The sequence below is a fragment of the Lysobacter sp. 22409 genome (assembly GCF_052045105.1).
In the GTDB taxonomy this organism is placed as follows: Bacteria; Pseudomonadota; Gammaproteobacteria; order Xanthomonadales; family Xanthomonadaceae; genus Lysobacter; species Lysobacter antibioticus_B.
The window spans coordinates 33,366-59,263 of record NZ_JBQEOE010000020.1 but is presented as its reverse complement, the minus strand read 5'-3'; the positions used below and the strand labels follow the sequence as shown (position 1 = coordinate 59,263).

At 65.7% G+C, this 25,898-nt stretch carries 24 protein-coding genes and 1 tRNA gene; 12 read left to right on the top strand and 13 right to left on the bottom strand.

Annotation, left to right across the window (positions count from 1 at the left end; all coding sequences use genetic code 11):
• Positions 1-334 precede the first annotated feature (334 nt).
• Entirely contained in the window at positions 335-661 is a 327-nt protein-coding gene (locus ACTJJK_RS12270) for a hypothetical protein (RefSeq protein WP_440730323.1), read from the bottom strand.
• Here ACTJJK_RS12270 and ACTJJK_RS12265 point away from each other — a divergent pair.
• Complete coding sequence (locus ACTJJK_RS12265; RefSeq protein WP_440730343.1) at positions 635-706, top strand: DUF3489 domain-containing protein; 72 nt, start codon at positions 635-637, stop codon at positions 704-706. The genes ACTJJK_RS12270 and ACTJJK_RS12265 overlap by 27 nt on opposite strands.
• A gap of 130 nt (positions 707-836) precedes the next feature.
• Here ACTJJK_RS12265 and ACTJJK_RS12260 read toward each other — a convergent pair whose 3' ends face one another.
• From ACTJJK_RS12260 to ACTJJK_RS12245, 4 genes are all read right to left on the bottom strand, one after another.
• A complete protein-coding gene (locus ACTJJK_RS12260; protein WP_031370199.1) occupies positions 837-1,118 on the bottom strand; it encodes a hypothetical protein in 282 nt (93 codons plus the stop codon).
• A gap of 233 nt (positions 1,119-1,351) precedes the next feature.
• The gene (locus ACTJJK_RS12255; protein ID WP_440730322.1) at positions 1,352-1,729 is read right to left on the bottom strand and encodes a hypothetical protein; all 378 of its coding nucleotides are present in this window, start codon (positions 1,727-1,729) and stop codon (positions 1,352-1,354) included.
• A gap of 64 nt (positions 1,730-1,793) precedes the next feature.
• Positions 1,794-3,404 carry a hypothetical protein gene (locus ACTJJK_RS12250; protein ID WP_440730321.1) on the bottom strand — a complete coding sequence of 537 codons (1,611 nt, stop codon included), beginning with the start codon at positions 3,402-3,404 and terminating at the stop codon, positions 1,794-1,796.
• Positions 3,405-4,116: 712 nt separating this feature from the next.
• Positions 4,117-4,425, bottom strand: a complete 309-nt coding sequence (locus ACTJJK_RS12245) for a helix-turn-helix transcriptional regulator (RefSeq protein WP_440730320.1) — start codon at positions 4,423-4,425, stop codon at positions 4,117-4,119.
• 734 nt (positions 4,426-5,159) lie between these two features.
• Between ACTJJK_RS12245 and ACTJJK_RS12240 the strand changes: the two genes are divergently transcribed.
• Positions 5,160-6,059, top strand: coding sequence for a hypothetical protein (locus ACTJJK_RS12240; RefSeq protein ID WP_440730319.1), 900 nt, complete (start codon positions 5,160-5,162; stop codon positions 6,057-6,059).
• Positions 6,056-6,265: a hypothetical protein gene (locus ACTJJK_RS12235; protein WP_440730318.1), complete on the top strand. Its 210-nt coding sequence runs from the start codon at positions 6,056-6,058 to the stop codon at positions 6,263-6,265. Before ACTJJK_RS12240 ends, ACTJJK_RS12235 begins: the two co-directional genes overlap by 4 nt.
• A gap of 669 nt (positions 6,266-6,934) precedes the next feature.
• Here the strand turns inward: ACTJJK_RS12235 and ACTJJK_RS12230 are convergent.
• From ACTJJK_RS12230 to ACTJJK_RS12210, 5 genes are all read right to left on the bottom strand, one after another.
• The gene (locus tag ACTJJK_RS12230) at positions 6,935-7,096 is read right to left on the bottom strand and encodes a hypothetical protein (protein WP_440730317.1); all 162 of its coding nucleotides are present in this window, start codon (positions 7,094-7,096) and stop codon (positions 6,935-6,937) included.
• Between the two features lie 16 nt (positions 7,097-7,112).
• Positions 7,113-7,481 carry a hypothetical protein gene (locus ACTJJK_RS12225; RefSeq protein ID WP_440730316.1) on the bottom strand — a complete coding sequence of 123 codons (369 nt, stop codon included), beginning with the start codon at positions 7,479-7,481 and terminating at the stop codon, positions 7,113-7,115.
• Between the two features lie 606 nt (positions 7,482-8,087).
• On the bottom strand, positions 8,088-8,438 hold the full coding sequence (locus ACTJJK_RS12220; protein ID WP_440730315.1) for a tail fiber assembly protein: 351 nt from the start codon (positions 8,436-8,438) through the stop codon (positions 8,088-8,090).
• Between the two features lie 472 nt (positions 8,439-8,910).
• Positions 8,911-8,986, bottom strand: a tRNA-Ile gene (locus ACTJJK_RS12215).
• 249 nt (positions 8,987-9,235) lie between these two features.
• A complete protein-coding gene (locus tag ACTJJK_RS12210; RefSeq protein WP_440730314.1) occupies positions 9,236-11,617 on the bottom strand; it encodes a GH92 family glycosyl hydrolase in 2,382 nt (793 codons plus the stop codon).
• A 239-nt stretch (positions 11,618-11,856) separates the two neighbouring features.
• Between ACTJJK_RS12210 and ACTJJK_RS12205 the strand changes: the two genes are divergently transcribed.
• The 5 genes from ACTJJK_RS12205 to ACTJJK_RS12185 all read left to right on the top strand — a co-directional run bounded on the left by ACTJJK_RS12205 (position 11,857) and on the right by ACTJJK_RS12185 (position 17,519).
• Entirely contained in the window at positions 11,857-12,909 is a 1,053-nt protein-coding gene (locus tag ACTJJK_RS12205) for a LacI family DNA-binding transcriptional regulator (RefSeq protein WP_031372152.1), read from the top strand.
• The gene (gene fucP / locus ACTJJK_RS12200; RefSeq protein ID WP_031372151.1) at positions 12,906-14,204 is read left to right on the top strand and encodes an L-fucose:H+ symporter permease; all 1,299 of its coding nucleotides are present in this window, start codon (positions 12,906-12,908) and stop codon (positions 14,202-14,204) included. The genes ACTJJK_RS12205 and fucP overlap by 4 nt, the downstream gene beginning before the upstream one ends.
• Positions 14,204-15,214: a carbohydrate kinase family protein gene (locus ACTJJK_RS12195; RefSeq protein WP_440730313.1), complete on the top strand. Its 1,011-nt coding sequence runs from the start codon at positions 14,204-14,206 to the stop codon at positions 15,212-15,214. The genes fucP and ACTJJK_RS12195 overlap by 1 nt, the downstream gene beginning before the upstream one ends.
• Positions 15,211-16,425, top strand: a complete 1,215-nt coding sequence (locus tag ACTJJK_RS12190; protein WP_440730312.1) for an AGE family epimerase/isomerase — start codon at positions 15,211-15,213, stop codon at positions 16,423-16,425. Before ACTJJK_RS12195 ends, ACTJJK_RS12190 begins: the two co-directional genes overlap by 4 nt.
• 728 nt (positions 16,426-17,153) lie before the next feature.
• Positions 17,154-17,519, top strand: coding sequence for a nuclear transport factor 2 family protein (locus ACTJJK_RS12185; RefSeq protein ID WP_031372148.1), 366 nt, complete (start codon positions 17,154-17,156; stop codon positions 17,517-17,519).
• Between the two features lie 280 nt (positions 17,520-17,799).
• On the opposite strand, the gene rpoD is transcribed toward ACTJJK_RS12185, so the two are convergent.
• Together rpoD and dtd are read right to left on the bottom strand one after the other, a co-directional pair.
• Complete coding sequence (gene rpoD, locus ACTJJK_RS12180) at positions 17,800-19,665, bottom strand: RNA polymerase sigma factor RpoD (RefSeq protein WP_031372147.1); 1,866 nt, start codon at positions 19,663-19,665, stop codon at positions 17,800-17,802.
• Positions 19,666-19,736: 71 nt separating this feature from the next.
• Positions 19,737-20,177 (bottom strand): D-aminoacyl-tRNA deacylase, encoded by a 441-nt coding sequence (gene dtd, locus ACTJJK_RS12175; protein ID WP_440730311.1) that lies wholly within the window; start codon positions 20,175-20,177, stop codon positions 19,737-19,739.
• Between the two features lie 154 nt (positions 20,178-20,331).
• Between dtd and ACTJJK_RS12170 the strand changes: the two genes are divergently transcribed.
• The 4 genes from ACTJJK_RS12170 to ACTJJK_RS12155 are packed head-to-tail and all read left to right on the top strand — an operon-like array spanning position 20,332 to position 24,802.
• Positions 20,332-21,252: a lauroyl acyltransferase gene (locus ACTJJK_RS12170; RefSeq protein WP_440730310.1), complete on the top strand. Its 921-nt coding sequence runs from the start codon at positions 20,332-20,334 to the stop codon at positions 21,250-21,252.
• Between the two features lie 33 nt (positions 21,253-21,285).
• On the top strand, positions 21,286-22,725 hold the full coding sequence (locus ACTJJK_RS12165; protein ID WP_440730309.1) for a tetratricopeptide repeat protein: 1,440 nt from the start codon (positions 21,286-21,288) through the stop codon (positions 22,723-22,725).
• Positions 22,725-23,291: a PH domain-containing protein gene (locus ACTJJK_RS12160; RefSeq protein ID WP_440730308.1), complete on the top strand. Its 567-nt coding sequence runs from the start codon at positions 22,725-22,727 to the stop codon at positions 23,289-23,291. The genes ACTJJK_RS12165 and ACTJJK_RS12160 overlap by 1 nt, the downstream gene beginning before the upstream one ends.
• On the top strand, positions 23,291-24,802 hold the full coding sequence (locus tag ACTJJK_RS12155; protein ID WP_440730307.1) for a PH domain-containing protein: 1,512 nt from the start codon (positions 23,291-23,293) through the stop codon (positions 24,800-24,802). Before ACTJJK_RS12160 ends, ACTJJK_RS12155 begins: the two co-directional genes overlap by 1 nt.
• A 10-nt stretch (positions 24,803-24,812) precedes the next feature.
• On the opposite strand, the gene ACTJJK_RS12150 is transcribed toward ACTJJK_RS12155, so the two are convergent.
• A complete protein-coding gene (locus ACTJJK_RS12150; RefSeq protein WP_440730342.1) occupies positions 24,813-25,883 on the bottom strand; it encodes a CDP-glycerol glycerophosphotransferase family protein in 1,071 nt (356 codons plus the stop codon).
• Positions 25,884-25,898 lie beyond the last annotated feature (15 nt).

Sequence of the window (25,898 nt, the reverse complement as noted above, 5' to 3'; positions counted from 1 at the left end):
AGTTCCACAATTCAGAGGAGCCTCGTTCCATACCCACATCACGGCCCAGCTCGACTGCCGTCAAAACACGCAGGCCTGAATCAGAACCTGGCGCTTCGCGCAGCGACTTTCCTTAGTCAACGACACAGGGCGACAAGTGACGAAGTAGTCTTAAGGTTCCTGGATGGCCTTTCTGTGATTCGACGGAAGCACCGTCGCCTTAGGTTCAAGCATCTGCGTCTTAGCGCATCGCCAGCTACTACGCTGTTAGGCGGAAGCCGCGGCCAATCTTTTTGACCGATGCTTGATACGTCTCACAAAATTCGGCTTCTATTTCGCCCCAATGCGACTCGACTCACAAAAGAATCAGCAGCCAACGAGTGAGAAGTTCCGTGCGTGCAGCAGCCAAATCGAGGCGTTCGCACAGCCCGAACACGCCGATGGCGATGAGCTCGGCAACGCCGACGACGACGCAGGCGAAAACACTGCGATCGATGCGACAGTCAGTTCTGACCTGGGGCCGGGACATAGATGCCGGCAGCACCGGCAGCACCGGGGCCAGTAGGCCCAACCCACCGGAAACGCGTTCAGAGTAAGCTGCATCAAGCGGCCGGCCTGCTGCTGCGTCCGGAGGCGGGCGACCATCGCGCAAGTGATGGCAACGACCGAATGGCAGCAGCACTCGGTGCGCGGATTCTTTGCGGGCGCCCTGAAGAAGAGGGGCTAGCCGCTAAGCTCTACTAAGGAAGAAGGAGGAGCGGGCCTACTGGCATCCAGCCCAAGGCCACGCAACTCGGCGCCGACGGTAAGCCGGGCGTTGCCCGGCTTGCCGCTTGAATTACGCTGGCCGCACTCGGTTAGTCGTCCGAAAAGCAGCCTTGCGCCAGCTTAACGTACCAGTAGCCCGATGCCGGCTGAAACTCTTCGACGAGGATCGTCTCCTCCTGAGTGGATTCTCCCCATCCCAAGTAACAAGCTTGGTTCGCGTAATACGATGCGGCTTCGTACGCTTGATCGCGGTCGTGGCCGTAGCCCTCGCCGATAACCTGGTAGTGATGCCGGTCCGCAAGAGCGGCGCCGCTGAACACGATCGACATCAGGAAGGCAGTGCCGACGGCGCGATACTTATTCATCTTCATACGTGCTCCTGCGAGTGAAGTTTGAAGGCTGCGAAATGATCGTGACGACTGTGTGAACCCCTGCCGCCGCAGATAGCCCAAACAGGACTGGCACCGCTATCTAGTGTCGCGAATGCGAGTCTGGCGACTCGCTTGGGCGCAGAACACCCTCAATGCGGGCTTCAAGGGTCGCCCCACCGACGGCACCGCGCGGGGCTGGGAAGCCTGTGATTTCTGAGCCGCGCGCCGCCGCATCACTGCGGCGGGCCGACCCAGGCCAGCGGATCGAGCAACAGCCAGAAGCCTTCGGCGCCTTTTTCCGCCAGCACCATCTGCGCGCCGAGGTCGCTGGCGCGTTCGCGGAACTCCAGCTCCAGTGCAGTCCAGGCTTCGACTTCGTCGTCGCCGTCGTCGTAGATCTGGCGCACCAACAAATGCCCCGGCGCCTGCATCCGCCATTCGAACGGCAGCACTTCCTGGCCGAATGCCGGCGACCAGCTGTGCAGCACGCCGCGGCCACCGTCGTGGAATTCGATGCGGTCGCCGGTCAGGCCGGCGGCGGTGCCGAGCGCCGATTGCCAGCGCCCGACCGGGCCGCGCAGCAGGATGTGCGATCGATGTTCTGCGTTCATGGCCTGCATCTTGCCGGAATAGGGTCGCTATCGGATCGGGGCGGACCGCTGTCGGCCCGCGCCGTCAGCCGCCGACCTCGATCGGTTTGCCTTCCACCACCAGCTCGTAGATGGTCTTGGTGATTTCCGAGCCGGCCATGTAGCCGACCGCACCGGACGCGAGCGTGCCGAGGCCGTACGCGGCCCAGCCCCAGGGGCCAGTGGCGTTGACCGGCGCGGCGACGGAAGCGAACGTGCCGCCGGCGGCGGCCGCGCCGGCCCAGCCGCCGGCCACTTCGACCACGGTCTTGACCTTGTCCTCGGCGGTGTAGATCCGGTACGCGTCGGCGGCCACGCCGACCACGATCAGCACCCGTCCGCCGACCCGGAACGCGCCTTCGACCTTGCCGGCCCAGCCTTCGCGCGCAGCCAGGTCGTTGGCCGACTTGAGCACCTCCGGGTCGGCCTTCACGCCGTGGTTCTTGATCACGTCGAGCAGGCCTTGCGCGCCGCCCTGGACGCGTACGTTCTCGGGGCGGCTGGTCAGGGTGAACTCGCCGTTGGCCGAGCGCGAGAACATGCTGTCTTGCAGGCTGACCTTGCCGACGCCGCTTTCGGACTTGGCCACGGCTTCGCCGACCTCGGTCCACATCTGCCGCTCAGCCATCTTGCTGGCGCTGCGTTCGATGGTGTTCTGGTTGCGCTTGGACAGCGGCTCGTCGGGGCCCTTGCCGGCCTTCTCGCGCACCTGTTGCTCCACGGCTTCGGCAGCGGCGGCGTACTTGCGGTCGTAGATCTCCAGCAGTTCACGCTCGCCGAACTGCAGCGGCGGCTTGCCGCTGGTGTTGGCGACTTCCACCGGCACCACCACGCTCTTGTCGTTGCCGACGCCGACGTGCGGATTGCCTTCGGTGACGAACCACGACACCGGGCCGACTTTGCCGAGGTCGGGACGGAACGGCGGCTTGCCCTCGGAAACGTTGCGCAGCATTTCGGCGGCGATTTCCGGAGTGACCGCGCCGTTGCCGGGCGCGCCGGCGCGGCTGCCGTCGGGCATGAACGGAATGCCGGCGGCGGCGCCGGTCGGCGCGCTCGGATCCAGGCTGGAGCGGTCCTGCGCGGCCAGCAGCTTGAGCAGGCCCGACTGCGCCGAGGTCGGCGCCAGTTCGATCTTGCCGTCGCGTGCGGCCGACAAGTCGATGGCCGGGCCCTGCTTTTGCGGATCGCCCGACGGCGCGTGCAGCGTGCCGTCGTCCAGCGCCGGCGCGCGGCGCGCGAACTCGGCGACGGCCTGCGGCGACAGCCCGGCGTCGGCAGCCATCTGCCGGTAGCCCTTGTCGAGCACGCTGCGCTCGCTGTCGCCCGGGGCGACGTCGACGGCGACGCCGTGCTGAGTGCCGATCGGCTTGGCTTGGTCCAGGCGCTGCACGGTCTGCACCGCACTGGTCAGGGCGATCTGATCCATCGGCAGCAGACGCGAGCCGATCGCGTCCTGCAGCTGCTGGCCCTGCTCGGGATGCTGGCGCGCATAGTCGGCGACCGCGTAGGCCATGCCTTCTACATCGGTACGGCCGCAGTACTGGTGGGTCGAGACGATACGGTCGGCTTCGGCCAGCACCGCAGCGTCGTAGCTGGAACCGGTGGTGGGCAGCGGAAAGATCGGCGGAGGTGCGACGGGATGGGTGGGGTCGGTCATGGACGGACGCGAGCGCGAGTGGGGTTTGCCGGAAACCTTAATGGGGGCTCGGGCGCCCGCAAGCTAGGAACGACCCTAGCGCCGCGGCGACGCCTGCGCGGCCGCGGCTTCGAGCCCGATCACTGCCGCACACGGCGTTTTTCGCCGTGACCGCGATCACGCCGATGCGTCGCAAATAATCCTGCGTCGTGCTTGCGCGGCCGGCGAGCAATGTCGTGACTCGGCTTGGCCTGGCAGCGGCAAATCGCCCTAAGCGACAAATATGTCGGCGCCGGACTTGGCTCCCGCCCAGAGTCTGGCGCGGGCGATGTTCGTCGGGGCCGTCAAGTCGGTTTTCGGCATTTATCGCCACCTGAGATTTCCTGCGCCTTATGGGCCAGGAGCGTGCAGCGTAAGAAGCCGATGTGGAGCCAGAGGACCGGGTGGCGATTTTTTCGCCAGGTCACGTTTTTCGCCGATTCTCCGAAACCACGGCTTACGCTGGAACCCGTGAAATAAGGGTTTTCTCGACCTACGGAGGGGGAGATAAAGGCCACTTCCGAGCGAAGTGGTGGGCCCACCAGGATTCGCACTCGGAGCCAAAGGATTATGAGTCCGTGCCGCAAGCCTTATATACCAAGGCTTTCGGCCGTTTTCATTTCCAGAGGGCGGGCCGTGGAACCATTGCTACGTAACAGTCCGGTTCGGAGTTTTCCAGAGCCCCTCGGGACGCTCAGACGGCGTCCGGCGGCTCGGACCGGGTGATTCGGGTTCGATGGATCGGTTCACGGCATGGCCCTCCACCTTTACTCATCAATCTATTGGCACGACCGCCAACCGCTCGCCCTCCGTTTTCAGACCTGGTAATCCAGGCCTCTATCCAGGCTTGAATTTCCGACTCCAGCCAACGAACAGATCCGGTGAGCGGATCGCGACGCGATCGGGAAAATTCGCCGGCAGCGATCCACTTGTACAGCGTCGAGTGCTTGAAGCCTATCCGCGCTTCCACCTGCTTGCGTGTCAGAAGGGACTCACTGGCCATCTGCCGCCCCCTCATCCTTGAGCTTTAAGGTGATGCGACGCATCCTCCGCTGCCGGTGGCCGCTCCTATTGCTATCTCGCCACTCGATGACCTCTCCAGCCTTCCATGTCGCCGGCTTCCGTGTAGTACGAACCGGGAATGTTGGCTTACAGGCAATCGTCGCCAGGAAGTGCTCCGGCGAGATGCCCCACAACTCGCCGCACTCCTGGGCGGTGAGGGCAAGTTCTTGCCACGGGATCTTGTCTGCGACAGTCATGGGACTGAGCTTAGAGGCGCTGATTCGCACGGCCTGAGAATCGCGGCTGTGCCGGCGAAAAGGCGCTCTCCTGCACAACCCCTATTAACACAGGTAATCTCCGGATCGGAGCCACGACAGGTAGGCCGCTGACCACCGGAAAAGTCGTCTCGGTGCTGGGGATGAAGGCGGTTTGAGAGCTGCGCCTGCGGAAGCTTGCAGAGTCATGGCCTGACCGGGGCACAATTTACGTAGGCAAGGGGACGGCTGCGACGATCGCAGCCAAACAGGGGATGTTATGCAGCCAAGTTATGCCGCACAGCTATTTCTGCATTGGGCTTACTCCGAGGGGCTTTCGAATCTCGACGCTCCGCCGCAGCCTGTCCCCCCTCCGCCTCCGCCGCACCCTCTTGCCGCAGTCAGCGCTGAAGCCAAAGAGATCCTTCGTGACCGCCTTGTGCAAGCGGTTGCGTCTGACGCTTCCGGACATCAGATCTTCGTGTATCTGAAGAAAGCAGCTCCGAAAACTAAAAAGCTACTGCAGAAGCTCCCATCACTCGTCGATGATGTCGCTGTGATCTACAAGCAGGGTGTCACGACACCAATCGGTCCGGATGCCCCTACAACATTTGCCGGAGCGCCATATGCACTGAAGCAATTGAACAACATCAACTACTACACATGCGGCAGCTCGATATCCGTTGGAAACTATAGGGAAGCTGGGACGTTAGGCGCGCTGCTTAGCAATGGGCAAAGGTTCTACGGACTATCCAATGGACACGTAGTTTCCGGATGTAATCATGCCGCCTTGCGCACACCTATTGTTGCCCCAGGCATTGTTGATGTCTGCGCGCAAAACATCGCTCCTTTCACGATTGGCTATTATGCCGGCGGCCTGCCGCTGATACCTGGGTCACCTGATACCGTGCCATGGAAGGACAACTGCGATGTGGCGTTCTTCGAAGTGGCGAACATGGGGGCGATGTCCTCGTCACAGCAAAATTTCTACGACACCCCTGCCTCCGTTCTGCCGATTGCAGACGGGATGAGCGTGTCTAAGGTAGGGAGAACCACTGGGCATACAGTTGGCACTGTCGTCGGAGTTATGGCCGGAAGCTTGAGCATGCCCTACCACGCGGCGGTCTACGACTTCAAAGGCCCTGTGCACCTGGCCCCTGTCTACTTAATTGAGGGCTTGGCGACCAGATTCTCAGAGGGTGGCGATTCTGGGTCGCTGGTGACGCACATGGATTCACATGGGGCTCGACATGCAGTTGGTATAGTCTTCGGCGGCATGCAGAGCAGCTCCGCAAAGGGCGGCGGTTACTCCCTCGTGCTACCGCTGCAGCCGATCCTGGCACGCCTAGGAATGACCCTGGTTAGCGGACACAACATATGAAGCCAAAAACACGACACATTGCTGAGCAACTGCGCGAATCGCTGCATGCTCCGTCAGAGCATGTGAACGTGATGGCGGGCAGCGATTCCAAGGGCGACGTTCTAACAGTTTTCGTAACCCGGGACTGGAAGAACAGGCTGCAAATACCTGCCCTCTTCCACGGCCTTCGAGTGAAGATTGCCGAGCAGGGCGAACTCGTCTTCTAGCTGAACCAATAAGCAAGCCGATTCAAACCCCGCCCCGGCGGGGTTTTTGCTGTGGGCGGCGCTAATTCAACGAATGCGGACACCGCCGCAGGGCCGGTACGGGCCCCCGGCCCAGTCAGGAAGCCTCTGCGCGTCCGCCCGCAAGGTCTCGGCGCGTATGGCGGCCGAGGAGGGCTTCGTCTTGGGCTGTAGCCTCAAGGGCAATGGCTGGGCCGTACCGCCGGACCCAGCCGCCCACGTAGTCGACACCCCGTCCGAAGGACCTTGTCCAGATGTGATGCCGGCCTTCCCTTGACTCCCGATGGCAGCCGATCTGAGCCAGCCAACCCTCGCCGGGTTGCGAGGGGGACAATTGACGCCACCATCTGGCCCGCGACCCGGATTTCCACGTAGTCGATAGTGGAGATGTTATTGCCGAGGTTGGGCCGCGCCCACTCAAAGCCAGCCGGCAGCGCCGGCAAGGACGCTAGATCGTGGGGAGTGAGTTCCCGGGAACCCGGGGGCGGCAGTTCTGTGACCATGAGCCGCATTTTGTCCCCGGCCTTCTCACAGGGTGCGCCCGGTCGTCGCGGCCAGTGAATCATTCAGTGCTGGCGGGGGTCCCTGTGGGGTATCTCTTATGAAAAGAAAGCCCGCCGAAGCGGGCCTTCTTTGAAATTTATTCCCCTGTCACGCGTCCACCGGGCAGTCGAGCTCGGCAAACATTCCATCGAGATAGCCGTTGATACGCTTGATCTCGAACAACGCCTCATGAGCCAGAGCAATAAGATCCTGCATCGACTTCGGAGAGGCGAGCGCATACAGGTCAAAATTCAAGGCGGCGGCGTTCATACGGTCACTCCTAAGTTCAAATTTTCGCTTGCAAGTCCAAGAGCCTGATGGCCTTGTCATATTCCTCTTGGTCTTTCGCCTTCAAAGCGTCTGCTAGAAGCCGAATGATCAAGATGCACTGTTTGCTATTCAGTGCCATCCTTCTTTCGTCATGTCCGAGATAAGGGCTGTCGGCCATAGCGTTCAGGATGTGCTCCAAAAAACCTAAACCACGCGCTATATCTTCAAGCTTTGGGTTGAGGTTACCCTCAATCATGTGAAACCCGAACTTCCCATCGGCTTCAAGCAGCTTGCTAGCTGTGGTCACAACCTCCCACCAAATCTTCGTGATCAGCTCAAGAGCTTCATTCACGCTTTGCTGCCCTGCTTCTGGCATGTCTGCCATTAACCACCCCCTTGGATTGCAGATCGTAGACACAGCTATAGCCGACAATGCGTCGGCTTACGATCGGCGCGGCCAAAACGGATGGTGAGCGCTTCCCTGTGCTCGACATATGGGGATCCTCTCCCCAAAAATGGTACTCAAAGTCAGATTTTTGCCGTTTTGTTCAGCTTTCAGCTAGCAACTGCTGTACCAGCGGCCGGCACGATAACATAAGTACACGAAAGTCAACTGTGCTACCGGCCATGTCCCGACGAAGGGATTTAGGGGGGGCGGTGGGGGCCTTCTCAGGTCATGCCTACACCCTACAACGTAGCAACGCAACCGCTAGTGAAGTATTTGTTGCGTAGCCACGAGGGATTGTTCCATTGCTGGATCGCAATACCCGCGACCCCGCCTGAACAGGTCCGTCGTCCCGTCCCGACGGGCGGTCATCCGGGAGCGCCCGATACGCATGGCACGGGCCAAGCTCGCCTCGGCACCACGTAGCTGAACGCTGGCGGGGTGCCGTCCCGGACATCCCTATCCCGCGGTGGGACTTACCAAAGGTCCGCGCCGCCAGCGAGGCTAGATTGCCGCTACATCCTCGTCGACGGCGTCGGCGCTTGCCTATGCCCTGGTCGGAGAAGTCCTACTGCTGGGGTCAGGCTGGTCCGCCGTGCCGTCGGCCAGATTCGGCGGCCTCGGCCATTCGACGTCCGGGAAGCCCGGCTGCTGCGGCAGCGCCCGGAGCGCGGCTCGGTACGTCGCCCAGGCCTGCTTGTCGATCAGCGCCAATGGCGAGTCCGGTGCCTGCGTCCAGTCGCACCCGCGAAGGATGTCGTTTCGAAGGAGCCGCTTCTCGGCGATCTCGATGGCGCGGAGCGTCTCCAGAGGGACTTCAGCAAACACGCGCTCGCCGGACTGAAGCACGTCTCCTGGAGCGATCGAGCGGTAGCCGTTTGTGGTCACTGCGTACATGGTCAGAGCTCGAATGTGTAGCCGAGGGCGTCGGCGTATAGACCGGTGCTGGTCGACGAAACTGCCTGGTAGTTGAAAGTTTGACTTGCACCGAGCGGGAGCTCGATTGGAATCACCTGCTTTGGATTGGCCACGCACGTGAAATCCGTGCCGGCTGCGCCAGAGCCCGCGATGGTCGGCCGCTGGACAAGTCGGGGCTCGACACGCTGTGGCAGCGCTTTATCAAACTGGCGATCGAGCTCGGGAAGATCGCCGAGGACGAGCGGTTCAGCCCCGCACGACCTCAAGCGCAAGGGCGTGACCGACACACCCGGAACGAAGGCGGCGAAGCAAGACGCGGCAGGCCTCAGCGAAGCGATGATGACGGTCTATGATAAGAGCCGGCCGCTCGTGAAACCTTCTGCAAAGTGACCTCATTTCCAGAGGCAATTCCAGAGGCTTGCGGCGGGGTATCACGAAACCCCTTGTTTTATGGTGGGCCCACCAGGATTCGAACCTGGAACCAAAGGATTATGAGTCCTCTGCTCTAACCGTTGAGCTATAGGCCCGCGCGAGCAGGGATTCTAATGGTTGGGCGGGGCAGGCGTAAGCGGCGCGGTTATGTGCCAGCGCCGTCGCACGGGGGGCCCATGGCCCTCGACGCAGAGACGGCGCGCTGCAGCGGTGTGGCCTGCCTCATCGATTCCTGCCAATCGATGGACCGTATCGAGGCGCAATCGAGGCACCTCACCAGTCGAAGCGCCTTACCAAACAGCGCTCATCGGTGCAGGGACAGAGATAGGCGACGACCGCCCCCCTCAGCGCTTCGCACTCATCGAATACGGCCGCTGCTCCGGATCGCTGGCCCAAGCCTTATTCGGCGCCCCCTGCATGGTAAACCTCAGTTCCCCGCCGGCCATGATCTCTTCGTGGCGCAGGAAGCTGCGGTCCAGCGGTTGGCCGTTGAGGGTGGCGGCGCCGATGTAGGTGTGGGCGTCGTCCAGGCCGTCGGCGACGACGGTGAAGCGTTTGCCGTTGGGCAGCTTGAGGGTGGCCTTGGGCAGGAAGGGGCGGCCGATGGCGTATTCGTTGCTGGCCGGGGCCACCGGGTAGAAGCCGAGCGCGGTGAAGACGTACCAGGCCGACATCTGGCCGAGGTCGTCGTTGCCGGCCAGGCCGTCGGGGCGCGGGGCGTATTGGCTGGCCATGATCTGCTTGAGGCGCTCCTGGGTGCGCCAGGGTTGGCCGGCGTAGCCGTACAGGTAGGCGACGTGGTGGCTGGGTTCGTTGCCGTGGGCATACCAGCCGATCAGGCCGGTGATGTCTTCCATGTGTTCGAACACTTTCGGGTCGACCTTGGCGTCGAAGACCTGGTCGAGTTTGGCGACGAGCTTGGCGTCGCCGCCGTGGGCGTCGATCAGGCCGGCGACGTCCTGCGGCACATACCAGGAGTACTGCCAGGCGTTGCCCTCGGTGTAGTCGGTGCCGTAGCCGCTGGCGGTGGGGTCGAAGGGTTCGCGGAAGGCGCCGTCGCGCTTGCGTGCGCGCATGAAGCCGCTGTTCGGGTCGAACGCGTGCTTCCAGTTGCCGGCGCGTTTTTCGAACTTCGCCGCGATGTCCTGGCGGCCCATGTCGCCGGCCATGCGCGCGATGGTCCAGTCGTCGAAGGCGTATTCGAGGGTCTTCGAGGCGGCCTCGCCTTCTTCGTCGATCGGCACGTAGCCGAGCTCCATGTATTGGGCGATGCCGTCGTAGGGGCCGTAGCTGGCGCTGGCGACCATCGCGTCGAGCGCTTCGCCGGTGTCGTAACCGCGGATGCCTTTCATGTAGGCGTCGGCGATCACCGGCACGGCGTGGTAGCCGACCATGCACCAGGTTTCCTGGCCGTGGAAGGACCAGACCGGCAGGATGCCGTAGGGGCTGTGGCGGCGCGAGGCGAGCAGCGAATTGACGAAGTCGTTGTTGCGTCGCTCGGGTTGCACCAGGGTCAGCAGCGGATGCAGCGCGCGGTAGGTGTCCCACAGCGAGAACGTCGAGTGGTAGCGGAAACCCTTGGCCTGGTGCACGGCATTGTCGGGGCCGCGATAACGGCCATCGCTGTCCATGAACAGACTCGGCCCCATCAGCGTGTGATACAGCGCGGTGTAGAAACTCTTGCGCATCGGCTCGGGCGCGTCGGTCTCGATCGCCGACAGCGCTTCAGTCCAGATCGCGCGCGCCTGCGCGCGCACGCCGTCGAAATCCCAGCCGGGCACTTCGGCGTCGAGGTTGGCGATGGCGCTGTCTTCGCTGACCGGCGAAATCGATACTTTGACGACCAGGTCTTTGCCGTCGGCGTCGGCGAAATCGAGGCTGCCGACCACCTGGCGGCCTTCGATCTGCGCGCGTTTCGTCGAGTCTTTTTCGCCCGGCGGCGGGAAGCCTTTGTAGGCGACGTCGGCCTCGGTGTCGTGGAAGCCGTGGCCGCTGACGGCGCGCGAAAAGCGCATCGCGAAATACAGCTGACGGCCCGGCGCCCAGCCGCGGGTTTCGCGGTAGCCGGTGACGGTACCGTCGGCGCGCAGGCGCAGTCGCGACCACAGGATCTTGCCCGGGTAGTCGTACAGGCTGGTGCGCAGGTCGACCAGCACGTGCGCGGGCTGCCCTTTCGGAAAGCGGTAGCGATGCACGCCGACGCGCTCGGTGGCGGTGAGTTCGGCGCGGATCTTGTAGTCGTCGAGGGTGACCGCGTAATAGCCGGGCTGCGCGACTTCGTCGTCGTGACGGAAGCGCGAGCGGTAGCCGCTGCGCGCCACTTTCGAGTCACCGCGTTCGAGCTTGACCTCGCCGGCGATCGGCATCAGCAGCACGTCGCCGAGGTCGGAATGGCCGGTGCCGGAGAAGTGAGTGTGGGAGAAGCCGACGATGCTGCTGTCGCTGTAGCGATAGCCGGCGGCCCAGCCGTAGGCCTGCTTGCGCGGCTGGATCTCGGTGTCGGGGCTGAGCTGGATCATGCCGAACGGCACCACCGCGCCGGGAAAGGTGTGGCCCTCGCCGCCGGTGCCGATGAAAGGGTCGACCGATTCGTAGGCCCGGCGGCCGGCTTCATCAGCAGGACCTGCACTCGCGCCGAGGGCGCAAGCGGCCAGGGCGGCGGCGGCCAGCCAGCGCAGGGTGGGACAGGCGCGGCGGGAGGTGAGAGGCTGGGTCGGCCGGGTCATCCGGGGCACTCCGTCTATAGGGCACAGGGGCCCGGACACGGCCGGACCGGCAAAAATCCCGGCGGCCACTTTTAGATCGTTCTAAATGCGGGCAAGCTAACACGCGACCTAGGCCCCTTCATGCTGCAATGCAGAATGCAGGGACGGGCCTGAGGCCGCAGGATGACGGCATTTAGAACGATCCAAAAGCCGCCGAACGCCATGATTGCCGACCGACCACCCCTTGTGAGGTGTCAACGATGAACGACGCGCCCGCTCCCCGCGGCCGGGTCACCCTGGCCGACATCGCCCGTGCCTGCGGTCTGTCGCGTGCGACGGTCTCGCTGGTCCTGCGCGGCAGCCCGCTGGTCCATGCCGACACCCGCGCCCGGGTCGAGGCCGAACTCAAGCGCCAAGGCTACGTCTACCACCGCGGCGCGGCTAATCTGCGGCGCAAGGTCTCGACCGGCGTGGCCCTGGTCATCAACGACCTGTCCAACCCCTTCTTCGCCGAATTCGCCGCGGGCGTCGACGAATGGCTGGCCACGGCCGGCTTCGTCACCCTGCTCGGCAGCACCAACGAATCGGTCGAACGCCAGCAGGCGGTGCTGACTTCGCTGATGGAGCACGACCCGGCCGGCATCATCCTGTCGCCCGCCGAAGGCAGCGACGGCGCGCGCGTGCGCGCCCAGGTCGGCGAACGCACGCCGGTGCTGGTGTTCAACCGCGAGCTGGATTCCACCGACTGGGATTTCCTCGCCCTCGACAACACCCACGGCGCGCGCCTGGCGACGCGCCATCTGCTCGAACGCGGCCACCGCCGCATCGCCTTCTTCGGCGGCCATCGCGATTCGAGCTCGTGCCGGCAACGCCGCCAGGGCTATCGCGAAGCCTTGGCCGAGGCCGGCGTCGATCCCGAGCCGCAGTGGCTGGTGGAATGCGCGCCGACGCGTCTGGAAGCGGCGCAGCAGACCGGTGCGCTGTTCGTGCGCGATCCGGCGCCGACCGCGGCGGTCTGCTACAACGACGCGGTCGCGCTCGGCCTGATGGCCGGCCTGGTCGCACGCGGGCGCCGCCCGGGCGGCGATTTCGCCGTCATCGGCTTCGACGATATTCCCGAAGCCTCGGTCGCCTCGCCCACCCTGACCACGATCGCGGTCGACCCGCGCGCACGCGGCCGCCAGGCCGCGGAGCTGATCCTCAAGCGCCTGCGCGATCCCGACATGCCGCCCGCCCATACCGTCGCCCCCGTCCGGCTGCAGGCACGCAGCAGCAGCGAGGTGCTCGTTCCGCCGCCCGGAGAGTCCGCATGACCCGTCGCGACATGTCCTACACCGCCGCACTCGCGGTGGTGACCACGATCTTCTTCACCTGGGGCGGCCTGACCAGCCTCAACGATGTGCTGATCCCGCATCTGAAAGCCGTGTTCCAGATGAACTACGCGCAGTCGATGCTGATCCAGTCGACTTTCTTCGGCGCCTACTTCCTGATGTCGCTGCCGGCGAGCAAGGTGGTGGCGAAGGTCGGCTACAAGAACAGCATCGTGATCGGATTGATCGTGGCGGCGGCCGGCGCGGCGCTGTTCTTCCCGGCCGCGCGCATACCCTCGTATCCCTTGTTCCTGGGTGCGTTGTTCGTGCTCGCCAGCGGCATCACCCTGCTGCAGGTCTCGGCGAACCCCTACATCAGCCTGCTCGGCGACCCGGCCGGCGCGCCGAGCCGCCTCAATCTCGCGCAAGCGCTGAATTCGCTCGGTACCACCTTGTTCCCGTACGTGATCGGCCCGCTGATCCTGTCGACCGCGGTGCTCGGCACGGCCGAACTCGCGGCGATGTCGGTCGCCGAACAAGCCGCGTATCGCGCGCATGAAGCGGCTTCGGTGCAGATGCCGTACATGATCATCGCCGGCTGTCTGCTGCTGCTCGCGGTGTTCGTGTACCAGATGCGCATCCCCTCGCTGGCCGAAGCCACCGAGAGCGCCGACCCTGTGCACCACAGCTTCGCCGAAGTGTTGGGCCAGCGGCATCTGTTCTTTGGGGTGGTCGCGATCTTCGTCTACGTCGGCGCCGAGGTCTCGATCGGCAGCTTCCTGATCAACTACATCTCGGCACCGGAAATCGGCAACATCGACCACGCCCAGGCCAGCGAATACCTCGCCTATTACTGGGGCGGCGCGATGGTCGGCCGCTTCATCGGCGCGGCCTTGCTGCGCCGCTTCGATGCGCGCCGCCTGCTGGCGCTGTTCGCGGTCGCCGCGATCGCGCTGCTGGCGCTGACCATGAGCACGAAGGGTTCGGTCGCGATGTGGGCGGTGCTGTCGATCGGCCTGTTCAACTCGATCATGTTCCCGACCATCTTCACCATCGCCATCGAGCGCCTCGGGCCGATGACCAGCAAGGCTTCGAGCCTGCTGATCATGGGCATCGTCGGCGGCGCGGTCATTCCGTGGTTGCAGGGCGTGTTGTCCGACCGGATCGGTATCCAACCTTCGTTCGTAATTCCGGTGGTGTGCTACGCCTTCATCGTCTGGTACGGCTGGCGCGGTTCGCGCGTGCTTGCCGGCCAGGGCCAGCACGTCACCGCCCAGGCTTCGGGAGTGATGCATTGATGTCCGTTGTGCTATCCGCAGAACCGCGCAACGGCGCAATCGTCTGCTTTGGTGAGGCCCTGATCGATTTTCTCGCGCGTCCCTCGTCGGTCGCCGGCGAGCCGCGTCACTTCGTCGAATACGCCGGCGGCGCGCCGGCCAACGTCGCCGTGGCCGCGGCGCGGCTGGGCGGCAACGCGCGCTTCGTCGGCATGCTGGGCGAAGACATGTTCGGCGACTTCATCGCCGCGCAGTTGCAGGACTACGGCGTCGACACCCGCCACCTGCTGCGCACCGCCGAGGCCAAGACCGCGCTGGCTTTCGTCTCGCTCGACGGCGACGGCGAACGCAGCTTCAGCTTCTACCGGCCGCCTGCCGCCGACTTGCTGTTCCGCGACTCGGACTTCAGCGGCGACAGCTTCGCCGAGGCCGGCGTGTTCCACGTCTGCTCCAACAGCCTGACCGAGGAATCGATCGCTGCGACCACGCTGGCCGGGATGCGCCGCGCGCGCATGGCCGGCGCCTTGGTCAGCATGGACATGAACCTGCGGCCGTCGCTGTGGCCGGCCGGCTTCGACCCGGCGCCGCGCCTGCTGGCGGCGCTGCTCGAAGCCGACCTGATCAAACTGTGCGGCAGCGAGTTCGAATTCCTGGCCCGCCACCTCGGCGGCGAAGAAGCCGCATTGCAACGCTTGTGGCACGGTTACGCCACCTGCGTGCTGATCACCGACGGCGCCACGCCGATCCGCTGGCACACGCGCACGCGCCAGGGCGAAGTGCCGACTTTCCGGGTCGCCCCCTCCGACACCACCGGCGCCGGCGACGCCTTCGTCGGCGGTTTGCTGCACCGGCTGTCGACCCTGGGCGTGAACGCCGCCGGCTTCACCGATTTCCTCGAACGCGAAGCCGACTTCATCGACGCGCTGCGCTATGCCGCGGCCGCCGGCGCCCTCGCCACCACCCGACACGGCGCCTTCGCGGCGATGCCGAGCGCGGCCGATGTCGAACGCCTGATGCAGGAACAGTCATGAATCTTCCGCTGCACCCGCTTCCCGATTTCCGCAAGGCCGAGACCTTGCGCGCGCACATCGCCGACACGATGGCGTTCTACGACCCGGTCGCGCGCGACCCGGACGGCGGCTTCTTCCACTATTTCCGCGACGACGGCTCGGTCTACGACGCCTCGCACCGGCATCTGGTCAGCAGCACGCGCTTCGTCTTCAACTACGCGATGGCCGCGATCGAGTTCGAGCGCGAGGACTATCGCGAGCTCGCGCGTCACGGCCTGCGTTATCTGCGCGAGAAGCATCGCAATGCGCAGACCGGCGGCTATGCCTGGACGATCCGCGACGGCCAGCCCGAAGACCGGATGAACCACTGCTACGGCGGCGCCTTCGTGCTGCTCGCTTATTCGACCGCACTCAAGGCCGGCATCGACGAAGCCGCGGCCTGGATGGACGAAACCTGGGAGCTGCTGGAAGCGCGCTTCTGGGAGGCGCAGCACGGCCTGTACCGCGACGAAGCCGACGCCGACTGGAACTTCAGCGACTACCGCGGCCAGAACGCCAACATGCACATGTGCGAGGCGATGCTGGCGGCCTACGAGGCGAGCGGCCAGCGCCGTTACCTCGACCGCGCGCTGACCTTGGCGCAGAACATGACCCAGCGCCAGGCGGCGAAGTCCGAAGGCCTGGTGTGGGAGCATTACGACCGCGACTGGAACATCGACTGGGATTACCACCGCGACGACCCCAAGCACCTGTTCCGCCCCTGGGGTTTCCAGCCCGGCCACCAGACCGAGTGGGCCAAGCTGCTGCTGATCCTCGACCGTCATCTGTCGCCGAGCGGCGAGGCGCCGGCGTGGCTGCTGCCGACCGCGCGGCATCTGTTCGACCTCGCGGTGGCGCGTTCGTGGGACAGCGAGCACGGTGGCCTGTTCTACGGCTTCGCCCCGGACGGTTCGGTCTGCGACGACGACAAGTATTTCTGGGTCCAGGCCGAATCGCTGGCGACCGCGGCGCTGCTCGCGGCGCGCACCGGCGACGACCTGTACTGGCAGTGGTACGACAAGCTGTGGGCTTACGCCTGGCAGCACATGGTCGATCACCGCTACGGCGCCTGGTACCGCATCCTCGATCGCGAGAACCGCAAGTACAGCGACGAGAAGAGCCCAGCCGGCAAGACCGATTACCACACCATGGGCGCGTGCTACGAAGTGATGCGGTTGCTGCGTCAGGGTTGACCGCGCGGCGTTATCGCGGGATCGAAACGGGGCGCATTGCGCCCCGTTTGCGTTGCGACGTGGCCTTTGCTTCGGGGTAGGAGCGACGCGAGTCGCGACCGCGCTGCTTCGGTTTCGCGGCGTATCGCTCAAGCAAGATCGGGATCGGGATCGGGATCGGGATCGGGATCGGGATCAAACGCTAAGAGCTTCCGCCGCTGAAGCGTCGGGTTACTTTCTTTTGTCATAAGCAACAAAAGAAAGGTAACCAAAGAAAAATGCTTCTCTTTGAGTCAAAGGCCGGCACGAGCGATGGCTCCACAGGGATCTACATACGGGACATCCCTGTCCCGATGAAAAACGGCGCGCATCCCTGCGCGCCGCCCTTTGGGTCTTCTATTGCCTTCGCTAGCGCGAGGCGGCGCACAGCAACTACAAGATTCTTACGGCAACGGCGGCTGCAGATGCAGAGCACCGGCACCCTGCCTCTGAGTAGGAGCGACGCGAGTCGCGACCGCGAACCGATGGTTACGCCGCAACCGAAAGATCGCGGTCGCGGCTTGCGCCGCTCCTATCCTTGGTTGCGTCGTTTTCTGTAGGCCCGATGCGAATCGCAACAGGCCAACGCCGGCCGGCACGACGCATTCATCTCCCGCTCGTCGGGAGAGGGCCTGCAATCGCGTCGCTCCCCGCCACTAGCGGGCGAACCCGGCCCTATCCTGAACCTCCACCCCCAAGGATCGCCCGCCATGGACACCCAGCAAATCGCCAACCGCTATGTCGAGCTGTGCCGCGCAGGCAAACACGAACAGATCCAGGACGAGCTCTATGCCGACGACGCCGTCAGCATCGAGGCGCCCGGCAATCAGGGCGGCCCGCTCGGCAACGTCGAAGGCCTGGCGGCGATCCGCCAGAAAGGCCGCGACTTCATGGCCGATGTGATCGAGATCCACGACAGCTGGTGCAGCGACCCAGCCGTCGGCGGCGACTGGTTCAGCCTGGCCATGAGCATCGACGCGACCTACAAGAGCATGGGCCGCATGCCGATGGCCGAGGTCGCGGTGTACAAGGTGCGCGACGGCAAGATCGTGCACGAGCAGTTCTTCTACGGCTGAGCGCGGCACCGGAACCTGCACTCAGCGACGCGGCTCATTCGCTCGGCCCGGCATGGCGCGATACAGCGCAGTGCTTTGTTGTGCGATGAGATGTGATGCGCTGAGAGGATTCCGCGCCCCATGCCTCAGCGCAACGCCCGCGACATCGGCAACGACGACCTGATGCCGTCATCCGCACGCTAAACCGCGCGCCGCGAGGCACCGTATAGAAACCGACCCCTCAAACGAAACAGGCCCCGCGAGCGGGGCCTGTTTCCTTACGCAACCGAAGCGACGCCGATCAATCGATGTCGAGGAAGCTGCGCAGTTGTTCCGAACGGCTCGGGTGACGCAGCTTGCGCAGCGCCTTTGCCTCGATCTGGCGGATACGCTCGCGGGTGACGTCGAACTGCTTACCGACCTCTTCGAGGGTGTGATCGGTATTCATGTCGATGCCGAAGCGCATGCGCAGCACCTTGGCTTCCCTCGGGGTCAGGCCGGCGAGCACGTCGCGGACCGTCTCGGAGAGGTTGATGTTGGTGGTGGCTTCGACCGGGGACTCGACGTTGGTGTCCTCGATGAAATCGCCGAGGTGCGAATCCTCGTCGTCGCCGATCGGCGTCTCCATCGAGATCGGTTCCTTGGCGATCTTCATGACCTTGCGGATCTTGTCCTCGGGCATGTCCATCTCTTTCGCCAACTCTTCCGGCGTGGCCTCGCGGCCGTACTGCTGGAGCATCTGACGCGAGATGCGGTTGAGCTTGTTGATCGTTTCGATCATGTGCACCGGGATACGGATGGTGCGCGCCTGATCGGCGATCGAACGGGTGATGGCCTGACGGATCCACCACGTGGCGTAAGTCGAGAACTTGAAGCCGCGGCGGAACTCGAACTTGTCGACCGCCTTCATCAGACCGATGTTGCCTTCCTGGATCAGATCGAGGAACTGCAGACCGCGGTTGGTGTACTTCTTGGCGATGGAGATCACCAGGCGCAGGTTGGCCTCGACCATCTCCTTCTTGGCCTTGCGCGCCTTGGCTTCGCCATAGGCCATCGCACGGCTGATTTCCTTGATGTCGGCCAGGGTCAGGAACGAGGCCTGCTCGATCTCGATCGTGGTCTGCTGCTCGACGATGATCTGGTCCTTGACGTCGCGCAGACCCGACGACCACTTCTGCTTGCGCTTGAGCAGCTCGTCGACCCATTCCAGATTGGTCTGGTTGCCTTCCCAGGCGCGGATGAAGTCCTTGCGCGGCATCTTGGCGATGCGCGTGGCCAGGTCGAGGATCTTGCGCTCGTGGTCCTTGATCGAGCCGACCACGTCGCGCAGGTTGCGCATCAGGTTGTCGGTCAGGGCCAGCGGCAGCTTCAGGGTGACGAACACGGCGGCGATGTCTTCGCGCAGCTTGGTCGCTGCCTTGGCGCCGGCGCCGCCCTTGCCCTGGGCCTTGAGGAACTTGCCGTACAGGTCGGCGATGGCCTCCATGCGCGCGGCGACTTCGACCGGGTCCGGACCGGAGGTGGTCTCTTCGGTCTCGGCATCGTCGCCGGCGGCTTCGACTTCTTCGTCGTCGTCCGCGTCGGCATCGGCGTCGGCCACCACCACCGGCGGTGCCGGCGGCTCGGGCTCTTCGTCGAGGTGATCGTTGAAGCCGACCACGATCTCGGCCAGGCGCTTCTTGCCGGCCTTGTGCTGCTCGTAGTCTTCGAGGATCAGCTGGATCGTGGAGGGGAACAGGGCAAGCGAAGCCTGGACCTGGTTCAGGCCCTCTTCGATGCGCTTGGCGATGGCGATTTCGCCCTCGCGGGTAAGCAGCTCGACCGTGCCCATCTCGCGCATGTACATGCGCACGGGGTCGGTGGTGCGGCCGCCTTCGCCGTCGAGTGCGGTCAACGCCGCCGCGGCTTCTTCAGCCGCGGTGTCGTCGACTTCGCGATTACCGGTGTTGCCGTCGGCGAGCAACAGCGTTTCGGCATCGGGGGCAACTTCGTGCACCTCGATGCCCATGCCGTTGATCATGCCGATGATGTCTTCGATCTGTTCCGCGTCGACGAGATCGTCGGGCAGGTGATCGTTGACCTCGGCATAGGTCAGATAGCCCTGCTCCAAGCCCTTGCTGATCAGGAGCTTGATATCGGACGGAGGGGGCTGACGTTCGTTGGCCATGGGCTGCGCCACCGCGCTATTGAGGGTAGGGAACGCTCCAGTATATCAGGTCCGGCCTGGGAGGCCGGGTCTTAGGACCGGAGGAGAAAGGTGACCGGGCCGTCGTTGACCAGGTTGACGACCATATGGGCGCCGAAGCGGCCGGTTTCCACCCCTCCGGCATGACGTTGCCGGCAGGTTTCGACCAGACGGTTGAATAACGGTTCAGCCAGGCCCGGGGCGGCGGCCGTGCTGAAGCCCGGACGCATGCCGCTGCTGGTGTCGGCGGCCAGGGTGAACTGGCTGACCAACAGCAGGCCGCCGCCGGTGTCGGCCAGGCCGCGGTTCATGCGGCCGGCCTCGTCGGCGAAGACCCGGTACCCGAGCAGGCGTTCGGCCATGCGGGCGATCTGGGGTTCGCCGTCGCCGGGTTCAACCCCGATCAGAGCCAGCAGGCCGGGGCCGATCGCGCCGACGGTTTCGCCGTCGACGACGACCGAGGCCTGGGTGACGCGCTGGATCAGACTCAGCATGCGGGCTCGTACGATCTGGAAAGTCGGACGCGAGTGTAAAGCCTGCATCGTGCCGGCATCGGCGCCGTGCCGGGCCCGATCTGTGCGGCATCCGGCACGTATCGGACGGTCCGGCCGCCACGGTCGCGCACAGGCCAGCGGCTACACTCGCGCGATGACCCGATTCGTCGCCCGCCTTCTGTATGTCTTCGCCAGCGCGCTCGGCCGCCTGCCCTGGTCCTGGCAGATGCGCCTGGGCGACGCCATCGCCGCGGTGTGGCAGCGCCGTAACGCCCGCGAGAGCCGGGTCGCCCGGGTCAACCTGGAGCTGGCCTACCCGGAACTGCTGCCGGCCGAACGCGAGCAGTGGCAGCGCGCGATCGTGCGCACCACCTCGCGCCAGGCGGTCGAGACCCTGCGCCTGTGGACCCGGCCCCATGCCGAAAATCTCGGACTGCTGCGCGAGCAGCACGGCACCGAGCTGTTCGACGCCGCGCTCGCTTCCGGACGCGGCCTGATCGTGGCGGCGCCGCATTACGGCAACTGGGAGCTGCTGAACCAGTGGCTGGCCTTCCGCACCCCGCTGGCGATCCTGTATCGCCCGCCGGAGTCGCCGATCGGCGAGGCCTTCCTCAACCTGGTGCGCGCCGACACCGAAGCCGAACGTGTGACCCAGGTCCGCGCCGAAGGCTCGGCGGTGCGCCAGTTGTGGAAGCGCCTCAACGCCGGCGGCGTGGTCGGCATCCTGCCCGACCAGCAGCCCAAGGCCGGCGACGGCGAGTTCGCGCCGTTCTTCGGCGTGCCCGCGCTGACCATGACCCTGCTCGGACGCCTGGCCGAACGCACCGGCGCGACGGTGTTGTTCGCGTACTGCGAACGCATCGACACGCATCCGGATCATCCGGCCTTCGCCTTGCGCATCGAAGCCGCGCCGGACGGCATCGCCGATCCCGATCCGCAACGCGCCTGCATCGCCCTCAACGCGGCGGTAGAACGTATTGCGCGCCGCGATCCGGCCCAATACCAGTGGACCTACAAACGCTATACGCTGCGCCCATCCGGCAATGGCGACGACAACCCCTATCGTTCGAGATAGGACGCCGGTCCGTCGGCTCGACAAGGACGCCTCATGCGTTATGCGCTATTGCTGCTTGCCCTGCTGTGCGGCCCGGCCACGGCCGCCTCGCAGGGCGACGACCAGGCCGAGGTCAACGCCGTCGATGCGGCCTGGAACCGCTACACCCGGCTCGCCGCCAAGGACGACGGCGCGAGCGCCGGGCTGATCGCCGAATCGACCGCGCAGCATTACGCCTTCCTGCGCGACGTCGCCCTGTACGCTTCGACCGAACAAGTCCGCCGCCTGCCGCTCGCCGACCGCCTGACCGTGTACGGCCTGCGCGCGAAGTACGAAGCGCCGGCGCTGGCCGGATGGGACGGCCACGCGACGTATCGCCATTGCGTGCAGGACAAGCTTTGCCACGTGGTGATGCGCCACGCCGACGGCAACTTTCCGTCGCTGAGCCACGTCGCCATGATCGATGCCGATAGCGCGCTCGGCGAAGTGCAACCGCCGACCGGCGAGCGCTACGTGTTCGGCCCCGAATTCGTGCGCGAAGGCGGGGGCTGGAAGACCCGTCCGGAACGCCAGACCGAAGAGCTGTCGAAGTTCATGACCGCGGTGGCCGCGCAATCGGGCGGCGAGACCGCGCTGTTGCAGCACCTGCTCGGCGATTTCCTCGGCGACGGCCAGGCGCCGTCGAACCTCAGCGCGCTGGAACTGGCGCCGCGCGACGACGCCGCGCAGCGTAATCGCCTCAACGAGCGTTGGCCGGATTACCAGGCCCACGTCGACACCCAGATCGCCGCGATCAAGCGCAAGGCCGATGCCGGCGAAGCGCTGGCGCAGTACTTGTACGGACGCCTGCTCTACACCGGGCTGGAGTCGCGCCGCATTGCCGCCGACCGCGACGCCGCCCTGGCGGTGCTCGAACGCGCCAGCGACAGCGGCCATGCCGAATCGGCGTTGGCGGTAGCGAACATCCTGCTGTCGACCAACGACCGCCTGTCGCTGAGCCCGCAGACCCTGCGCCGCGCCCTGCCGCATCTGCGCCGCAGCGCCGAAAGCGGCAACCCGCAGGCGATGATGGGCTACGCCGATTTCATCCGTGCCGGCGCCGCTGGCCTGACCAGCGACTGCAGCCAAGCCATCGAATGGCTGCGCAAGGCCGAAGACGCCGGCATGGCGCAGGCACGCAACGACCGGGTCTGGATCCTGGCCACCTGCCCGATCGCCGGCCAGCGCGACGCCAAGCAATCGTTGGCCCTGAGCCAGCACATGATCGCCCGGCGCGAGCAACTGCGCGCCGCCGAACTCGACACCGTCGCCGCCGCGCTCGCCGCCAACGGCGACTTCGCCCAGGCGATCGCGTTCCAGACCGATGCCCTGGCCCGGCTCAAGGACGGCGAGCTCGACCCGAAGTCGCGCGAGCGCATGCAGGGCCGTCTCGCGCTGTATCGTCAGGGCCGCGACTACACCGAAACCGAACCGCTGTACGCCAAAGAACCCTGATGACGGATACGCCCGACCCCACCGCTGCCGAACCGACCTCCATCGAGCCGGGCCCGATCCCGCCCGCAGTCGCCGCGACGACGGCCGATACCGGCTCGACCGGCTGGCAGAAACTGCCCTCGCGTGCGGTGCTGTTGTGCACGATCGACGTCAGCCTGTCGCTGGCGGTCGTGTTCGCGATCGCCGGGGTGGTCCTCGGCGTGCTCACCGTCGGCTCCTGGGTCGGCATCGCCAGTGGCCTCAGCGGCGCCCTGCTCGGCGCCGGCATCGGCACCTGGATCGGCCTGCGCCGCTACCGCAATACCTTGTGGCGGCTCGACGCGCACGGCTTCGCGGTGCGCCGCGGCGTCGCCTGGCAACGCGAAACCCTGGTGCCGCTGACCCGGGTGCAACACCTCGACCTCAAGCACGGCCCGTTGCAACGCTTGCGCGGCCTGGCGACCCTGGTCGTGCACACCGCCGGCACCCGCCACAACGCGGTCTCGATCGATCACCTCGACGCGCAGGACGCCGAGCGCCTGCGCGAGCGCCTCGGCCGCCAGCTCGACCACGACGAAGACGCCTGATGAGCGCGCCGGGTTCGACCGTATCGCCGGACGACGAAAGCACGCGGGCCGACCGCCGCCTGCATCCGATGTCGTGGTTGTTCGTGCTGATCCAGCAGCTCAAGCAGTTCATCGTGCCGCTGGCCGCGCTGGTGTTCTTCGGTCGCGGCGACCGCAACGAGCTGTGGCCGCTGATCGGCGTCGGCGCGCTGGTGGCGGTGGCGCTGTGGCGTTATTTCACCTACCGCTACGGCATCGGCAGCAATGCCGTGGTGGTGCGCAGCGGCCTGTTCAACCGCAGCCTGCGGGTGATCCCGTTCGTGCGGATCCAGAATGTGGCCCTGCACCAGACCGTGTTGCACCGATTGTTCGGCGTCGCCGAAGTGCGCATGGAATCGGCCGGCAGCAAGGAGCCCGAAGCGCAGATGCGCGTGCTCAAGCTCGACGACGCGCTGGCGCTGGAAGCCCTGGTGCGCCGGCGCGGCGCGGCCGTCGCCGAAGGCCAGGCAGAGGACAGCGCCGACGTGCTGCTGCGGCTGCCGCCGGCCGAAGTGCTGCGCCTGGGCCTGGTCTCCAACGGCGGCCTGGTCCTGATCGGCGCCGCCCTGGCCGGCCTGTCGCAGTACACCCCGGATTTCAACGCGCGCGTTCCCGGACGCATCGGCAGCCAGGCGACGCACTGGCTGTCCGGCCATGTCGAGGCCTACCACCTCGACGCGATCGGCGTGGCCCTGATCGCGATGGCCCTGATCGCGCTGATCGCCGGCCTGCTCAAGCTGCTGTCGATCGTGCTGGCGCTGCTGCGCTACTACGGCTTCGAACTCAGCGAACACGGCCGCCGCCTGACCGCCGAACGCGGCCTGCTCGGGCGCTGGCGCACCACCGTGCCGCGCCGGCGCATCCAGGCCTGGACGCTCGAGGAAGGCCTGATGCACCGCTTGCTCAAGCGCCGTGGCCTGAGCGTGGACACGGTCGGCGCCGAAGCCAACGAAGACGGCCGTTCGCTGAAGGAGCTCGCGCCGATCGCGACGCCGCAGGCTTGCGATGCCTTGATCGAACGCTTGCTGCCGCGCGCCGACTGGGATCGCCTGGAGTGGCGCGCCCTGCCGGATGCGGCGTGGTGGCGGCTGTTTCTGCCCGACGTGCCGTGGACCTTGCTCGCGGTGTTCTCGCTGTATTGGCAGGTCGGCGCCTGGAGCGCACTCGCCTTGCTGTGGCTGCCGTGGGCGGCGTTCAAGGCGCAGCGGCGCACCCGACGCATCGGCTACGCGTTCGGCGAGGTCTTGATCGCGGTGCGCGAAGGCTGGTGGCGGCGTTCCTGGCGCTTCGCCGAACTCGACAAGCTGCAGGCCTTGCAGCTCACCCGTTCGCCGCTGGACCGCAGCTGCGGCACCGCGACCCTGTGGCTCGACACCGCCGGCGCCGGCGCCCTGGCGCCGCCGCTGCGGATCCGCTTCCTGCCCGAAGACGAGGCCCGGCAAATTTACGCCCGGCTCGCGGCGATCCTTTCGCAACGCCCGCTGCGCTGGTGAGGCGCAGCGCTCAGGCGCCGCGCCCCCAGTAACCCAGTTCGCGGCGGATCTGCAGGCCGCGCAGCAGCGACGACCACGGCTTGCGCTGCAGACGGCCGAGACGGCCGGCGAGCAGGTCCTCGGTCGCGGCGATCACGCGCTGCGAGGAGCGCCCGTCGCGATAGGGATGGATCGCATCGGCATAGGCGTCGATCGCCGCCTGCAACTCCGGGCTCGGCGCGAACGCCTGCTCGAGTTTCGCCGCCAGCGCCGCCGGATCGTCGAAATCGATCATGTGCGGCTTCGGCGCGCGGTTGCGGAAGGTCACCACCGGCTTGCGCTGGACGACGAACTCCGACACCACCGAGGTCGTGTCGGCGACCAGCACGTCGGCCGCGCGTTGCGCCGAGATCAGGTCCTCGGTCTCGACGAAGGTCGCGTTCGCGCCGGCCAGCGCGCGATAACGCTCGAACAGCTCCGGCGCGCACTTGGGATGCAGGGTCAACAGCCAATAGCGCTCGCCCGTGGCGATCTGCGCGGCGATCGCCTCCAGCAGGTGCGGCGCGGCGCTGAGGCGTTCGGTGAAGGTCGAGGCGAACAACACGGTCTGGCGGCGGCCGGCGAGGCGGCGCCATTTCGCCGCGCCGCCGTCGTCGTCGCCGAACAAGGGATCGAGCTTGGGCCAGCCGGTCTCGACCACGGCGAAATGCCCGGCCTGCGCGGCCAGGGCGCGGAACGGCGCCGTCGTCGCCGGGCCTTGCGTGCAATACAGGTCGAACAGGCCGCGCACGCGGAAATGGCCGCGCGCGTCTTCGCGTTTCTCGACGTTGAAGCCGTGGAACAATTGCACCTTGGCGCCGGCGACGAACGGCGGCACCCAGTTCGCGGCACTGAACACCGCGCGCGGCTTCAGCGCGACCGCGGCGCGCAGGCCTTCGCGCCCGGGCGCGAGCATGCGCACCGGCGCCGGCAGCGTCGAAGCCGCGGCGCCATCGGCGAACCAGGCGTGGGCGGTGTGCCCGGCCGCATGCAGCGCATCGGCCAGCGGCCGCAGGATCGGCAAGGCGTAGCGCTCGGTCGCGAACAGCAGGTAATCGGACATGGGGGTGGAGTCGGG

Coding starts and splice junctions, on each gene's coding strand:
- ACTJJK_RS12260 (WP_031370199.1), bottom strand. CDS start 1,118: ATGAAGATGAATAAGTATCGCGCCGTCGGCACTGCCTTCCTGATGTCG.
- ACTJJK_RS12255 (WP_440730322.1), bottom strand. CDS start 1,729: ATGAACGCAGAACATCGATCGCACATCCTGCTGCGCGGCCCGGTCGGG.
- ACTJJK_RS12250 (WP_440730321.1), bottom strand. CDS start 3,404: ATGACCGACCCCACCCATCCCGTCGCACCTCCGCCGATCTTTCCGCTG.
- ACTJJK_RS12245 (WP_440730320.1), bottom strand. CDS start 4,425: ATGGCCAGTGAGTCCCTTCTGACACGCAAGCAGGTGGAAGCGCGGATA.
- ACTJJK_RS12235 (WP_440730318.1), top strand. CDS start 6,056: ATGAAGCCAAAAACACGACACATTGCTGAGCAACTGCGCGAATCGCTG.
- ACTJJK_RS12230 (WP_440730317.1), bottom strand. CDS start 7,096: ATGAACGCCGCCGCCTTGAATTTTGACCTGTATGCGCTCGCCTCTCCG.
- ACTJJK_RS12225 (WP_440730316.1), bottom strand. CDS start 7,481: ATGGCAGACATGCCAGAAGCAGGGCAGCAAAGCGTGAATGAAGCTCTT.
- ACTJJK_RS12220 (WP_440730315.1), bottom strand. CDS start 8,438: ATGTACGCAGTGACCACAAACGGCTACCGCTCGATCGCTCCAGGAGAC.
- ACTJJK_RS12210 (WP_440730314.1), bottom strand. CDS start 11,617: ATGACCCGGCCGACCCAGCCTCTCACCTCCCGCCGCGCCTGTCCCACC.
- ACTJJK_RS12205 (WP_031372152.1), top strand. CDS start 11,857: ATGAACGACGCGCCCGCTCCCCGCGGCCGGGTCACCCTGGCCGACATC.
- fucP (WP_031372151.1), top strand. CDS start 12,906: ATGACCCGTCGCGACATGTCCTACACCGCCGCACTCGCGGTGGTGACC.
- ACTJJK_RS12195 (WP_440730313.1), top strand. CDS start 14,204: ATGTCCGTTGTGCTATCCGCAGAACCGCGCAACGGCGCAATCGTCTGC.
- ACTJJK_RS12190 (WP_440730312.1), top strand. CDS start 15,211: ATGAATCTTCCGCTGCACCCGCTTCCCGATTTCCGCAAGGCCGAGACC.
- ACTJJK_RS12185 (WP_031372148.1), top strand. CDS start 17,154: ATGGACACCCAGCAAATCGCCAACCGCTATGTCGAGCTGTGCCGCGCA.
- rpoD (WP_031372147.1), bottom strand. CDS start 19,665: ATGGCCAACGAACGTCAGCCCCCTCCGTCCGATATCAAGCTCCTGATC.
- dtd (WP_440730311.1), bottom strand. CDS start 20,177: ATGCTGAGTCTGATCCAGCGCGTCACCCAGGCCTCGGTCGTCGTCGAC.
- ACTJJK_RS12170 (WP_440730310.1), top strand. CDS start 20,332: ATGACCCGATTCGTCGCCCGCCTTCTGTATGTCTTCGCCAGCGCGCTC.
- ACTJJK_RS12165 (WP_440730309.1), top strand. CDS start 21,286: ATGCGTTATGCGCTATTGCTGCTTGCCCTGCTGTGCGGCCCGGCCACG.
- ACTJJK_RS12160 (WP_440730308.1), top strand. CDS start 22,725: ATGACGGATACGCCCGACCCCACCGCTGCCGAACCGACCTCCATCGAG.
- ACTJJK_RS12155 (WP_440730307.1), top strand. CDS start 23,291: ATGAGCGCGCCGGGTTCGACCGTATCGCCGGACGACGAAAGCACGCGG.
- ACTJJK_RS12150 (WP_440730342.1), bottom strand. CDS start 25,883: ATGTCCGATTACCTGCTGTTCGCGACCGAGCGCTACGCCTTGCCGATC.